A 13,955-nucleotide genomic window follows, 5' to 3' on the forward strand; every position below is an offset into this window, starting at 1 on the left:
ACGAGAAGCGGGATGACTGCGCCCGTGCGGCTTGCAGAGTTCGCGAAGCGGGCTGACTGCGCCCGTGCGGCTTCAAGTTGCTGGAATTCCGGTTCCCTAGCTTGGAACAGCGGCAAAGCGCTCAAAAATGCTGCAAATCTGCAGTATTCTCATGATCACGTCTGCAGCTAAGAGGGAATCCTGCAAAAGTGCAGCAATTTCAGGACGATCGCTTAAAAAGAAGAGAAGATCCGCGAAAATGATGCAGATTTGCAGGAATTCCGCTGCCTAGAGGCTAAAATAGCCAAAAATGATGTATAAATGCAGGAATCTACTTCCCCGTGTCCCGCCACGCCGCCACCCGCACTCAACAAGTCAAAAAGGGAACCCGCCGCACGCCAAATCCAAATTGGAACAGTGACAGAGCGCTCAAAAATGCTGCAAATCTGCAGTATTCTCATGATCACGTCTGCAGCTAAGAGGGAATCCTGCAAAAGTGCAGCAATTTCAGGACGAACGCTTAAAAAGAAGAGAAGATCCGCGAAAATGATGCAGATTTGCAGGAATTCCGCTGCCTAGAGGCTAAAATAGCCAAAAATGATGTATAAATGCAGGAATCTACTTCCCCGCGTCCCGCCACGCCGCCACCCGCACTCAACAAGTCAAAAAGGGAACCCGCCGCATGTCAAAATCAAAAAAGCCGGCATGGCGCCGGCTTTGTGAGAAGCTGCTGTATTGTATTTGGATGACTGCTGCAACTTACTTTTTGTATTGCGAAGCCGGGGCGCCGGCCTGTCCGCGATTCTTAATCGCGCTGATTGCCCAACCAATCAGCCAGCCGATAATCCCGCCTGCCACCGCCGGAATGACCCAGCCGATTCCCTGCTTATACAAAGGGAGGTGATGCTTGAGCCACTCCGTAACCTGTTCTACCGGGACGTTGGCCTCCTTCAACCCTTCAAATAAGCTAATGAGCACGGTGCCGATTAGCGCGCCGGCATAGACGGACGGGCGCCCGCCGAAGAGGCGGTGGCCCATGGACATCAAAAGTAACACAATAGCGACAGGGTAGATGACCAGCAGCACCGGAACAGATACCGACAGAATGGTATTCAACCCTAGATTGGCTACCAACAAGCCCGCTGCGCAAGTCAGGAACGCGACTTGACTATAACTGAGCCTGCGGAATAAGGTGGAAAAATACTGACTGCATGCGGATACCAATCCGATGCAGGTCGTCAGACAGGCAAGTGTAACGATGACGGCCAATAGGAGCAATCCGGACTGTCCGAATAGTTTCTGGACGATTTGCGTCAACAGCTGCCCGCCATTTTTCGCATACCCGAATTCGGTAACACTTGTCACTCCGAGCCATCCCAGCGCCGCATAGACGAGCGACAAGCCCGCGCCCGCGATGACGCCGGCTTGAACGGCGGATTTCGTAATCGCGCGCTTGTCCTTAACGCCTTGATCGCGGATTGCATTGACGACGATGATGCCGAACGCGAGCGCGGCGATTGCATCCAACGTCAAATAACCTTCCATAAATCCTTTGACGCCGGGAGACGTCGCATATTCCTGTACCGCAGGCTGCGCTTCTCCAAGCGGGCTCACCATCGCGGAGATGAAGAGTGCGGCGATGGATAGGAGCAGCAAGGGCGTAAGAATCTTCCCGATGCGAGCCACCAATTTCGATGGATTCAAGCAGAGCCAGTAGACGAGAATAAAGAACGCGAGCGTATAAGCCAGAAGCACCCAACCGTTTGGTTGAAGAGGCTCGGGCAGAAAGGGACGCATTCCCATCTCGAAGGACACATTAGCTACGCGCGGAATCCCCATGAAAGGACCGATCGACAAATAGGCGATAATGGCAAACAGGATACCGAACTTCGGATGCACCCGGCCTGCGAGATGCTGCACGTCCCGGCCCGTCATGGCAATCGCGATGACGGCGAGCAGCGGCAAGCCAACGCCGGTCACAATGAAGCCCAGTATGGCGACGGCGAAGTTGTCTCCCGCCTGCTGCCCCAAAATCGGCGGAAAGATTAAGTTCCCCGCGCCAAAAAATAACGAAAAAAGCATGAGTCCCACGAAAAATACGTGGCTTTTCGATAGTGATTTCATCTTTTCTTCCCCCTAGATTTCTTGACGCTTTTGCACCCAAAACGCAAAAAAATCCGCCCCTCCACAGGGACGGATTATGATCCGCGTTACCACCCATTTTCACGGCGCGGAATTTTATCGTTCCCGCACCATGCAGCTCAACACGTATTGATATGCCATACGATTTCCGGATAACGGTGGAAGTCCGTCGCAGCTTACTCGAGTTCAGCCGCGCTTCTCGGAGATGACCTTCAGTTATGAGCCGAACGTTGGCTTGCAGCATACGCCAACTCTCTGGGGATCGGGATTCATAGCCTACTCTTCTCGTCCATGAAATTTACGCCAAGTGATTTGTTATCTATTTTCACATAATACCATGGAGCTTGTCTATGCACAATATTTCACAAAATATTCCTGCAGGAATTATCATTGCTCTACGGTAAAACACACCGGCCTTGGATATTGTCATCATTTAATAGCCATCCTGCAAAAATTGTATCAAAAATGATTCCCTTCGTCACCATTCATCCCTCATTTCCTTGGTTTCCCTTACGTCCGTCTTCTTCACATTATATCGCTAAAGCAACTGCTTAATGCCTTCAATTGGTTTATGGTCTACTTTTTGGGTCAATCGAACCACCGACCCTCTCATGTGCTTTTGTGCTTCTTCCTTCTTATCGAATTGCTGTATGAAACTGTCGCAGCGAGATGAAAACTTACCGCTCCTCGCTCTCTAGTTTCGATATATTGCGGTTTTATTCGAAAACAAGTCCCTGCGGATGACTGCGGGTGTATACTCGGAAGCAGCACAGGAATTCAACATTACGACGCAGAGGGGAAGCGTTTTGGAGATGACAACGAAAAAATTCAATCTGGATTTGGACAGGGAAGAGCGAATGAGCATCGGAGAGGAACTGCTGGAACGAATCAATGACTATATGGGGAGCGTGGGCGGAGTCCGAGTCTCGCCTGAGCTAGATGTGGATGCGATCGTTTCGTTTGCGCAGAGATTATCGTTCGAGCATCCCGTCAGCGCGCAAGAGGCGATTGATCATATTGTGGAGGGATTAACCCGATTCCAGGTACATACGCCGCATCCCCGGTATTTCGGGCTGTATAATCCTCGGCCCAACTACATGGGAATTATGGCGGACATGGTCACCGCGGCGTTCAATCCGCAGCTTGCGGCGTGGAGTCATGCGCCCATAGCGGTCGAAATCGAGCAATACGTGCTGAAAGAAATCGCCGCCCAATTCGGTTATTCCGCCGAGGCGGCAGACGGGACATTTACGACGGGGGGAGCGGAGGCCAATCTGACGGCCGTGCTGACCGCATTGATTCATCATTTTCCGTCCTATGGCAAGGAAGGGCTGAGGTCGCTCAAGGCGCAGCCCGTGATGTACGCATCTGCGGAGAGCCACCATTCCCTGGTGAAGGCTGCGCGTTCATGCGGTCTGGGTACCGATTCGCTGCGCATCATTCCGGCGGACTCGCAATTGCGCATGAATGTCCATGCGCTTCAGCGGCAGATCGCGGCGGATCGCGCCGCCGGATATGCTCCGTGTCTCCTCATCGCGACGGGGGGAACGACCGGAGCCGGGGCGATCGATCCGATTGGCGAACTTGCGGATGTCGCGGAAGATGAAGGACTGTGGCTGCATGTGGATGCGGCATATGGCGGAGCCTGCGTGTTCGCGCCAGAACTGATGGAGCAGCTTCGTGACATTCGGCGGGCCGATTCGATTACCTTCGACGCGCATAAATGGATGTCTGTTCCGATGGGAGCGGGGATGTATTTGACGCGTCATCGTGAGGTTTTGCATCAAGCGTTCAGCATCACGGCCGATTATATGCCGAAGGAAGGGGCTGGCCTGAATCGAGTGGATCCGTTCACCCATTCGATTCAATGGTCGCGGAGATTTATCGGCTTGAAATTGTACTTATCGTTGGCGACGGCGGGCTGGGAAGGCTACCGCAGGGTGGTGCGGCACCAGGCCGAGATGGGGAACCGCTTGCGTCAGGAGCTGACGCGCTCGAATTGGACGGTCGTCAATGATACCGTGCTGCCCGTCGTATGCTTTACGGACATCCGCGTCCCGGAAGAGAGCCGAGCGAAGTTCGTCTCGTTCATCTGTGGAGAGGCAGTGCGTTCGGGACAGGCATGGATATCCGTATACGACATGAACCAAGAACCGGCGCTGCGGGCTTGCATCACGAATTATGAGACGGCTGAGGAAGATATTATCGCGCTGGTGAGGCTGCTCAATAGCGCAAGGGCGCAGATGATGAACAAAAAAGAAAGATAATAAAGAAAACCAGGAATCGACTTGTACGCGGCGACTAGGAATCGACTTGTACGGCCGCTGCCGCAGAGTCGGTTCTTTTTTTGATCCTGGCCGTGGATACGGGAACCGTACAAATAATCCGTTTTGAGGCAGACATAATCCGTTCATCGGTGGCTGGCCTCTGAATTCTCGCCTAGCATGAAAGGGAGCGCGCCATGTTAAGCAGCGATGGAAGCATGACTGTGCATAGAAAAATGGGGAAAGGAACGATGCAAAGGTGAATCGAGTTCGATTCAGTATATTTTTTAGCGTGTTCGTGGCGATGGTCGGGTTTATGATCATCGCCCCTGTGATGCCTCCGCTGATTCGCGAGTTGGGACTGAGCGAGACGCATTCAGGGTTGATTATTTCGCTCGGATCGGTTGCCATGGCCGTGATGGCGCCGGTGTGGGGCAGATATAGCGATGTGCGGGGAAGGAAGGCGGTCATCTTGCTTGGCTTCCTCGGCATGTTCATCAGCTATGTGCTGTTCACGGCGACGATGTATGCCGGCTTGTCCGGGCTGATCGGCGGCGGGCTGCTGGTCGCGCTGCTCATCGTGGCGCGCGGGCTGGTCGGCCTGTTCATTCCGGCCGTTCCCTCCGCCGCGCAGGCGTATATGGCGGACATCACGGATGAGCAGGGCCGCTCGGCAGGAATGGCTCTGATCGGGGCCGCCAATGGCATGGGCCTCGTGCTTGGCCCGGCGATTGCCGGAGCGTTCGCGATTATCGGCCTGATCTGGCCGCTGTATATTGGCGCGCTGCTGCCGCTTGTCGCGATGGCGGTCGCCCTGCTGCTGATTCCGGCGCATAAGGCGAAGATTCAGGCCAAGCCGCCGAAGGTGAACCCGTTCCAACGCGGTCTTCGCCTTTATCTGTTCGCCGGACTGGCGACGATGCTCAGCATCGTCACCTTGCAAGTGATCGGCGGCTTCTATTTTCAGGATCAGTTGTCGATGACGACGCAGGAGACCGCGCGGATGGTGTCCATGGGCTTGATGGTGAGCGGGGTGGCGATGATTGTGACCCAGGGCATCCAGATGAAAAAGCCGAAATGGCAGCCCCAGCCCTTGATTCTGATTGGATCGGCGCTGCTCATCCTCAGCATGCTGCTCTTCCTGTTCGTCATTGGGCTCGTCAGCTTTTACGCGGCCTTCTTCTTGTTCGGTATCGGAACCGGGCTGATGATGCCGGGCTTCATGTCCGCTTCCTCGCTAGCGGTGGCCCCCGAGCAGCAAGGCGGCGTAGCGGGGCTCGTCGGATCGGTCTCCGGCATCTCCGCCGTAATCGCCCCGATCGCGAGCACGAGCTTGTACCAGCTGGATAAGCATCTGCCCTTTGCGGCGGTCGCTGCCTTAGTGCTGCTGATGGCCGTTACGCTGCTTGTCGGCGGGGCGAAGCTGGGCGCAAGCAAGGGAGCGGCGGAAGCAGCGAATGCGGAGAAATAGACCGTGACTTGTCCGTCGTGATCCCGCTGATGCTGATCGGTTGTTTATTCTGGCTCGATTGGCGGATGGCACTCGTGCTGCTTGGGCCGATCGGCATCGGTTTCTGGCTGCAGGCCCGACTTTTTGCAAGCGCGGGCGGCCAGATTCGCGGCGGAAGAGATGAATGCGACCGGCGTGGAATATGTGCGAGGGGTGCCTGCCGTAAAGATATTCGGCATTGCCGCGGATACCTTGTTGACCTTCAAGCAGGCCGTTGCCCAGTATCGCGATATTTCGTTACGAGTTACGGATATTTTCAAAACGCCCTATAGCCTGTTTTACATTCTGGTGAGTCCGCGATTGCCCGGGCTTTGCTGAAAAACGCGCCGATCCTGGTGCTTGACCAGGGCCGGCTCGCCGAGGAAGGCTCGCATCCCGAACGGGTTGCCCGAGCGGGATTGTATGCGAACCTGCGGGGCTTGCAGCAGGATGCCGACGGGCGGCGGGTGAAATAAGGCAATCCGTGTTCTGTAAAGCTCCCCGAAGCCTTGGGCGGACGGGAGCTTGAAGTGTTATGCCGCAGGTCCCGCAGCGCCAAGCAGGAATATCCGGTCATGATGCCGGAAATAATTGAATTGAAAATTACGAAAATTTAACAAAAGGGGTCGCTGCATGAATTGGTCTGCATGGTCGATGGATCGAGTTCTCATTTTGTTTGTCAGTCTGGCGTTTCTCTTGATGAGCGTTCAGGTGACAATGTTTCATTATCGCCAAAACTTTCACCACAAAGCGATGTGGGTGCCCGTGTTGCTGTCTCCCGTGTTCTTCCTGGCGGGGATCGTGTTGACCTGGTATAACCGGGACTGGCTTGCCGCTCTGTTCCAGGTGCTGATGTGGCTCGGCCTGATATCCGGCCTGATCGGCTTTTATTTTCATTTCCGGGGAGTCGGGGTTCGGGTCGGGGGATGGGCCTTGCGCAACTTCATGATTGGTCCGCCCGTCATTCTCCCGCTGATGTTCTCCGCGCTAAGCGCGCTAGGATTGATTGCGATGTACTGGAAGGTGGGATGACCGATGGCACGGCATAGTCATTATCCGTCTTTTGATGTGATGAAGGAACGGCATGAATGGGATGACCATACGCAGACCATCGTGATGTCCCGCGTCAAGCCGAACAATGCTTTGCACTTTTTTACGCCGCCCGAGGCCGGCATGATCCGGCGCATCGCCTCGCTGCTCGTAGACGATGAGACGCCGGAAGCGCTCGATTACGTGCTTGTCCACATCGACCGCACGATGCATCGCTCCCCAGGGGAGAGCCAGCGCAAGGCGGGCGTTCCCGAAGCGCCGAAGCTGCTTCGGACGGGACTCCTGGCGCTGGAGCAAGCGGCCCAAGCCTTGCACTCCGCCTCTTTTGCGGACCTGGACGCGGACATCCAGAGGCAATATTTGCAGGACATGAGCCAATCCGCCGCCAAGCCGAAAAAAGCATGGACCGGCATACCGCAAGCCGAACTGTTCAGGAAGCTGCTGAATCTGACGGTCGAAGCGTACTATTCTCACCCGAAGGTATGGTCCGACATCGGATACGCCGGTCCGGCCTATCCGCGGGGATATGTCCGCACGCAGATGGGACAATTGGATCCATGGGAGGCTCAGCCGGAACAATGATGAACCGAAAATACGCGAACGAAGAAGTGGATGTCGTCATCGTGGGCGCGGGCGCCGCAGGCGGCGTGCTGGCCAAAGAATTAAGCGAAGCGGGGATGAGCGTGGTTGTCCTCGAGGCCGGGCCGTTCCGAGATCCGCAGAAGGATTTTGCGAGCGATGAGCTCGCGATGAGGAATCTGGGATGGCAGGATACCCGGATCGTGGACGGAAAGGATCCCTTGACGATGGGCCATAACAATTCCGGCCGCGGGGTCGGGGGCGGAACCGTTCATTTTACGGCGGTGTTTTTGCGGTTCCACGAGGCGGATTTCCGGGCGAGGACGCTGGATGGGGTCGCGGAGGATTGGCCGATCGGATATCACGACCTGGAAAGGTACTATGCGAGAACCGAAAAGGAAATTGCCGTATCCGGGCCGAAGCATTTTCCGTGGGGCAACTACCATGGGCCGTATCCCTATCCAGAGAGGGAGCCCCTCAGCCCGAACGCGTACATGTTCATGAACGGCTGCGACAAGCTCGGTATCCGCTCCTCTGTGGCTCCGCTCGCGATTCTGTCCGCGCCGTTCGAGGGCCGTCCCCCTTGCATCAACCGGGGCTTCTGCAATCAAGGCTGCATGCCGGACGCCAAGTTCAGCACGCTCATCGTTCATATTCCGAAGGCGATCAAGGCAGGGGCCGAGGTCTTGGCGGACTGCATGGTAACCCGGGTCATCATGAGCCCTGACGGGAAGGCGAAGGGAGTCGCTTTCATCCATGAAGGGAAATCTTATGAGCAAAAAGCGAAGCTCGTCATCTTGTCCGCCTACGTGGTCGAGACGCCGCGTCTTCTGCTCAACTCGGCGACCGCGCAATTCCCCGACGGGCTGGCGAACCGCAGCGGCTGGGTCGGGAAGGCCGTCATGGTGCACAGCAGCCATGACGTCTATGCCAAATTCGACAACGAAATCAGACTGTATAAAGGCACTCCGGTGCTGGCCACGACCCAGGATTTCTACCGGACCGACCCGAACAATAATTTCGTGCGCGGGTATACCCTTCATGCTCACGGGGCGAGGCCGGTCGAATTCGCGAGCGGGATCTCGAAGGCCGAGGGAGGCCCGATGTGGGGGGAACGGCTAAGGGAGACGCTGCTCGATTACAACTATTATGGAAGAGTGACGCTGGTCGGCGAAGTGCTGCCCCATCCGGAGAACCGGGTAACGTTGACGGATGAAAAAGACGAGCATGGCTTGCCCCGCGCCAAGGTCACCTTCAGTTACGGCGATAACGATCGGAAGCTCATCGATCATGCGGTCGCGAACATGAAGGCGATTCTCGATGCCGCGGGCGGCAAGGTCGAATTCGTCATTCCCGACAGCGCCCATATGATGGGGGGCTGCCGCATGGGAAATGATCCGGAGAGCTCGGTCGTCAATTCCTATGGACAAACCCATGATATTCCCAATCTGTTCATCTGTGACGCGAGCATCTTCGTCACATCCGGCGCCGGCAACCCGACGAACACGGTCATGTCATTGGCGCTCCGAACGGCCGATTATATTAAGGAAAAGGCAAAGAAGCTGGAGTTGTGACGAGACCGGAGCAGTGCCGCTGGCCGCATCTCGTTCCGACAGCCAACTTGTAAACGAACCCCTTTCGCAGCGTTGCGGAAGGGGTTGCTGCGTGGTTGTGCACCTCTCCCTGCGGAAATCAAGCGGCAGATTTCCCCAGCTTAGTTCCCGAGACGCATCGAAAACAAGGCGAGACTTGGTATGATATAAAAATAGGCCAAAAGACTTCCATAGAAAAGGCGGTTCGAACATGTATATCGTATCTCAACGATCGGTTCCGGTTCCCTCCGGCGTGATTCGTCAGGCCGGGCAAGACATGCGCGTCGTTTTCCCGGCGGGTACAGCCGGTTTCTTCAACAATACGGCGAAGGCACATACCGGGGATGGTTCTGCATTCAGGCGCCCGATCTGGACGTACTGCCGCCGTTCGCCGAATATGATCTGTGGGAGCATGAGGAGGCCAGCCCGATCGCCCGGGAGCAGCTTCGCCAGTGCGTGGCGATCGGGACCACGATCGACGGCGACTTCCTGGCGGTGCATCCCCAAGCCGGCTGGCGGCTATTGTGGGTTCCAGAGAAGAAGAACGGAACCAAAAGGAGGATTCCTTCACTTTAAACATATGGACAACAGATACGAGTGTAAGACGGCCCGTTATGTTGTTGATTCATGCATATCCAAAATTCAGCGTCTTGAAATTTCTCAATTTGCCTCTGTAAAGGGTCTCGAGTCAGTGGAACAGCATCGGCAAATTATAGAAGCTTGTAAAAAGAAAGACGCAGAAGCGGCAGCTCGTCTTGTGGAACAGAACTGGTTAAGTCTTGGAGAGATATTAACTTATGAAACAGATTGAAGCAGGTAATCTTCGTCCGATTTTGTTGGGGATTTGTGCGGCTTTCTTTTTTGCGTTTACCTTTATACTGAATCGGGCCATGGAACTATCAGGCGGAAGCTGGGTATGGAGCGCTTCGCTGCGATTTATATTTATGGTTCCATTCCTGCTGCTTCTTGTGATCAGCAGGAAGCGATTGCGGCCGTTATGGCAAGTGATGAAGGAAAATCCCGGGACATGGTTTTTATGGAGCTTTGTAGGGTTTGGCCTCTTCTATGCTCCCTTGTGCTTTGCGGCCGCGCATGCGCCAGGATGGGTGATTGCCGGAACGTGGCAAATGACAATCATATCAGGTTCTTTATTGGCTCCGCTGTTCACGGAGACCATGCAGACACCGGATGGGCTCATGAAGAAAAGAAACAAAATTCCGTTTAAAGGATTGGCCATGTCCTTTGTCGTTCTTCTCGGGATTATGATGATGCAAGTGGAGCAAGCCCGATTTCTTTCGGCCAAAGATATTTTATTGGGGATTATGCCTGTCATTGTCGCTTCCTTTGCCTATCCGCTCGGTAATCGCAAGATGATGGAGATATGCGGAGACCGTGTGGATGCTTATCAGCGGGTACTTGGAATGACATTGGCCAGCTTGCCATTCTGGTTTTTACTGTCCTTGTATGGTTTTTTTGTAGAGGGAGCGCCAAGCCAAGAGCAAACGATACAATCTGTACTCGTCGCTGTTTTCTCAGGGGTCATCGCGACGGTATTGTTTTTTCAAGCGACTGATATGGTCAGAGGAGATATGCCAAAGCTGGCCGCCGTGGAAGCGACTCAATCGATGGAAGTGCTTTTTGCCGTTATCGGAGAGATCGCGTTATTGGCTTCTCCGCTTCCCTCTATGTTATCTTGGTGCGGCATGTTCGTCATCATGCTGGGAATGATGCTGCATAGTTATGTATCTCATAAGGATGAAAAGATACGCCACCAAGATGTTCACACCTAAAACCAAATAATGCAGAAGAACCTCCCGAGCGCTGGCTTTAGAGGTTCTTCGTCTTTTTGAACACCTTTTCACTCGAAGTTCAGGTTTTCCGATCAGACCATAATACAAGAGTTGATTCAGAGCGTGAAGGAAGGAGCGGATCGTAAAAAATCCAGGCAGGGCGAGTGTATCTTTAAACATCTGAATAGCAGTTTGCGGTCATCGATTTTAACATGGCGATCAAGAGAAGACAGAGACGGGACGGATGATAGGGGCGCGGCTAAGTTCGCGATTGGAAGATTTGACACTTTTGCAATTTTATTAATATAATATTGCTCAAGTGGAATATTTTCTTTTATTTCTGCATCGTCACACCCTGCCGCATCGTAACCCCATGAATATCCTCATAAGAAGCGAGCGTTCAACTTCCCCAGGCTGCGAGCCTGGGAGCACGCCGAACCGGAAGCGCGCCAAGCATCCGCATCTGGGGCGGGAGCCGTTCTCTCCAGAGGAGGAGAGTTAAGCGGGTTCCCCGCAGATCCAGCCCGCCCTGCCGGCGAGGTGCACTGCGGCCATGCCGTCTCCGTCGAATCCGGCCTTGTTGAAGAATCTGCACATATGCCGCGACAGAAGAACAGGAACACTCCTGTCTCCATTTTCTCCACATCCAAGGTGGCAGTTCAATACGAATGATGGAGGAATTATATGCTTGCGCTGATTGATAATTTTGATTCGTTTACCTACAACCTGGTACAGTACTTTTCAGAGCTGGGACAGGCCGTCCAGGTCTATCGAAATGATTCTGTAACATTGGAAGCGATAGAAGCCTTGTCACCGGGTTATATTGTGATTTCGCCGGGACCATCGAATCCGGATCATGCAGGGATCTCGCTTGAGGCGATCCGGTATTTTGCGGGCAAGATCCCGATTCTTGGCGTTTGTCTCGGCCATCAGGCCATCGGACAGGCATTTGGCGGCACAGTCGCTTCTGCAAGTCAGCTTATGCACGGCAAAACATCAGATATTGTGCATGACGGGCAGACGCTGTTCCATAACCTGCCGAATCCGCTTACGGTGGCGAGGTATCACTCTCTGATTGTCGAGCCAGATGTTCCCGAGCCGCTGGAGGTTACGGCTTGGACGAGCGAGGGGGAGGTAATGGGACTTCGACATAAGGAATATGCCGTGGAAGGAGTCCAATTTCATCCCGAATCCATTATTACGCCGTACGGCAAGCACATTCTTGCTAACTTTCTTCAGTCGTATTCAGGGAAGAGACAAAGGAGGGTTCATCATGATGAAGCAGGGACAAGCATCCCCCTATATCCTGTTTGATTTTGCAGATGCGGATCACGGCATAGAGCGCAAGTTCTTTTCGGATCCGGTTGAAATGATTGTGGCCTGGAACCGGAATGAAGTCAGGGACGCATTGCGGAGAGCAGAGGAATGGGCCGGCCGGGGATACTACGCGGCAGGCTACGTGTCGTACGAGGCGGCTCCCGCCTTTGATCCGGTCTTTTCTGTACATCGCAACACCGTGATGCCGCTGGCATGGTTCGGGATATTCAGCGGATACACGCTCGGCGGAGAACCGGCAGGTGCGGGCGATTACCGGCTCTCGGGATGGGAACCTGCGGTTACCGAACCAAGTTATCATGACAATATACATAAGATACATGAAGCCATAGCCAGAGGAGATACTTACCAAGTCAATTATACGATGCGTCTCCGTTCGCAATTCGAAGGAGATGCCTATGCCTTCTACACGAGATTATGCAAGGCGCAGCAAGCCAATTATTCAGCGATGCTGCAGGTGGGGGACTTCAGTATTCTCAGCGCTTCGCCCGAACTTTTTTTCAGAAAAAACGGAAATCACCTGGAAACGCGCCCCATGAAAGGAACCGTAAAGCGCGGACTTACGGTGAAGGAAGATGAACAGCTCGCTGAATGGCTTCGCCAGTCGGAGAAAAACCGGGCCGAAAATGTGATGATTACCGATCTGCTGCGCAATGATTTGGGCATGATTGCCGAAGCCGGCTCTGTCCGGGTGCCGAAGCTGTTCGAGATTGAAAAGTACTACACCTTGTTTCAGATGACATCCACCGTGACAGCGGCGGCGATGCCTGGTATCGGTATCGATGATATTTTTGCCGCCTTGTTTCCTTGCGGTTCCATCACGGGAGCGCCGAAGATCAGCACCATGAATCTAATCTGCGAGCTGGAGGAGGCGCCGAGGGAGATTTATTGCGGTTCCATAGGGCTCATCCGTCCTGACGGCTCGGCGGTATTCAACGTCGCGATACGAACCGTATGGATTGATCACAGAAGCAGCGTGGCTGAATATGGAGTCGGAGGGGGGATAACATGGGATTCCACGGCCGCGGATGAATACCAGGAAGCGAGAACGAAGGCGCTGATGCTCACAGAAGTCAGGCCGGATTTTGAACTGCTGGAATCGATCCGCCTGGAGAATGGCGTCTATCAGCTTCTGGATCAGCATATTGCCCGGATGGCCGATTCCGCCGTTTATTTTGATTTCCAGGCCGACCAGGATGCACTCAGACAGGCCCTGCTCCAGCATGCGCATGAATTCACGGCTGGTGTGCGCAAAGTCAGGCTGCTCTTATCCCGAACGGGCCGGATTACCGTTCAGAGCGAACCGATTGCCGAACGGCAAGGCCCCGCGAAGGCCGTGCTTGCTTCTTCGCCGGTGTCCTCTTCCGACCGGTTCTTGTATCACAAAACAACGAATCGGACGGCATACGCCCAGCACTATGAACAAAAAGGGGACGCATATGATGTATTGCTGTGGAATGAGAAGGGCGAGCTCACCGAATTTACGACCGGCAATCTCGTCCTCGAGTTGAACGGCAAGAAATACACGCCGCCGCAGGACAGCGGACTGCTGGCCGGAACGCTGCGCAGCGAGCTTATCGCTGCCGGGACAGTGACGGAACGAACGCTCGCCATCAGCGACATTTCCAAGGCATCTCACATGTGGCTCATTAACAGTGTAAGAGGCTGGATTCCCGTGAAGATGCTTCAGGACAATCTCGATCGCGCCATGAATGAACTAAGCGTTGTGTAATAC

The 13,955-nt window shown here is 54.3% G+C and carries 10 protein-coding genes, 1 pseudogene and 1 other annotated feature; of the genes and pseudogenes, 10 read left to right on the forward strand and 1 reads right to left on the reverse strand.

Going from position 1 to position 13,955, the window contains the following annotated elements; all coding sequences use genetic code 11:
• Nucleotides 1-738 precede the first annotated feature (738 nt).
• Nucleotides 739-2,103, reverse strand: coding sequence for a branched-chain amino acid transport system II carrier protein (gene brnQ / locus L6439_RS12225; RefSeq protein ID WP_213471187.1), 1,365 nt, complete (start codon nt 2,101-2,103; stop codon nt 739-741).
• Nucleotides 2,104-2,165: 62 nt separating this feature from the next.
• Nucleotides 2,166-2,422: a binding site (T-box leader), on the reverse strand.
• A gap of 511 nt (nt 2,423-2,933) precedes the next feature.
• Here brnQ and L6439_RS12230 point away from each other — a divergent pair.
• From L6439_RS12230 to pabB, 10 genes and pseudogenes are all read left to right on the forward strand, one after another.
• Nucleotides 2,934-4,388, forward strand: a complete 1,455-nt coding sequence (locus tag L6439_RS12230; RefSeq protein WP_213471186.1) for a pyridoxal phosphate-dependent decarboxylase family protein — start codon at nt 2,934-2,936, stop codon at nt 4,386-4,388.
• A gap of 256 nt (nt 4,389-4,644) precedes the next feature.
• Nucleotides 4,645-5,856, forward strand: coding sequence for an MFS transporter (locus L6439_RS12235; protein WP_213471185.1), 1,212 nt, complete (start codon nt 4,645-4,647; stop codon nt 5,854-5,856).
• A gap of 159 nt (nt 5,857-6,015) precedes the next feature.
• Nucleotides 6,016-6,213 carry a hypothetical protein gene (locus L6439_RS12240; RefSeq protein ID WP_237096838.1) on the forward strand — a complete coding sequence of 66 codons (198 nt, stop codon included), beginning with the start codon at nt 6,016-6,018 and terminating at the stop codon, nt 6,211-6,213.
• Between the two features lie 294 nt (nt 6,214-6,507).
• Nucleotides 6,508-6,906 (forward strand): hypothetical protein, encoded by a 399-nt coding sequence (locus L6439_RS12245; protein ID WP_168182480.1) that lies wholly within the window; start codon nt 6,508-6,510, stop codon nt 6,904-6,906.
• Between the two features lie 3 nt (nt 6,907-6,909).
• Nucleotides 6,910-7,506: a gluconate 2-dehydrogenase subunit 3 family protein gene (locus L6439_RS12250; RefSeq protein WP_213471184.1), complete on the forward strand. Its 597-nt coding sequence runs from the start codon at nt 6,910-6,912 to the stop codon at nt 7,504-7,506.
• Nucleotides 7,503-9,077 carry a GMC family oxidoreductase gene (locus tag L6439_RS12255; RefSeq protein WP_168182478.1) on the forward strand — a complete coding sequence of 525 codons (1,575 nt, stop codon included), beginning with the start codon at nt 7,503-7,505 and terminating at the stop codon, nt 9,075-9,077. Before L6439_RS12250 ends, L6439_RS12255 begins: the two co-directional genes overlap by 4 nt.
• 637 nt (nt 9,078-9,714) lie before the next feature.
• Nucleotides 9,715-9,906 (forward strand): annotated as a pseudogene (locus L6439_RS12260) (FCD domain-containing protein); the annotation flags it as partial.
• Nucleotides 9,893-10,885 (forward strand): DMT family transporter, encoded by a 993-nt coding sequence (locus tag L6439_RS12265; RefSeq protein WP_213471183.1) that lies wholly within the window; start codon nt 9,893-9,895, stop codon nt 10,883-10,885. The pseudogene L6439_RS12260 and the gene L6439_RS12265, both read left to right, overlap by 14 nt.
• 684 nt (nt 10,886-11,569) lie before the next feature.
• The gene (locus L6439_RS12270; RefSeq protein ID WP_213471182.1) at nt 11,570-12,199 is read left to right on the forward strand and encodes an anthranilate synthase component II; all 630 of its coding nucleotides are present in this window, start codon (nt 11,570-11,572) and stop codon (nt 12,197-12,199) included.
• Nucleotides 12,159-13,952 carry an aminodeoxychorismate synthase component I gene (gene pabB, locus L6439_RS12275; RefSeq protein WP_237096839.1) on the forward strand — a complete coding sequence of 598 codons (1,794 nt, stop codon included), beginning with the start codon at nt 12,159-12,161 and terminating at the stop codon, nt 13,950-13,952. Before L6439_RS12270 ends, pabB begins: the two co-directional genes overlap by 41 nt.
• The last annotated feature ends 3 nt before the right edge of the window (nt 13,953-13,955 follow it).

The organism is Paenibacillus dendritiformis, from assembly GCF_021654795.1.
GTDB lineage: Bacteria > Bacillota > Bacilli > Paenibacillales > Paenibacillaceae > Paenibacillus_B.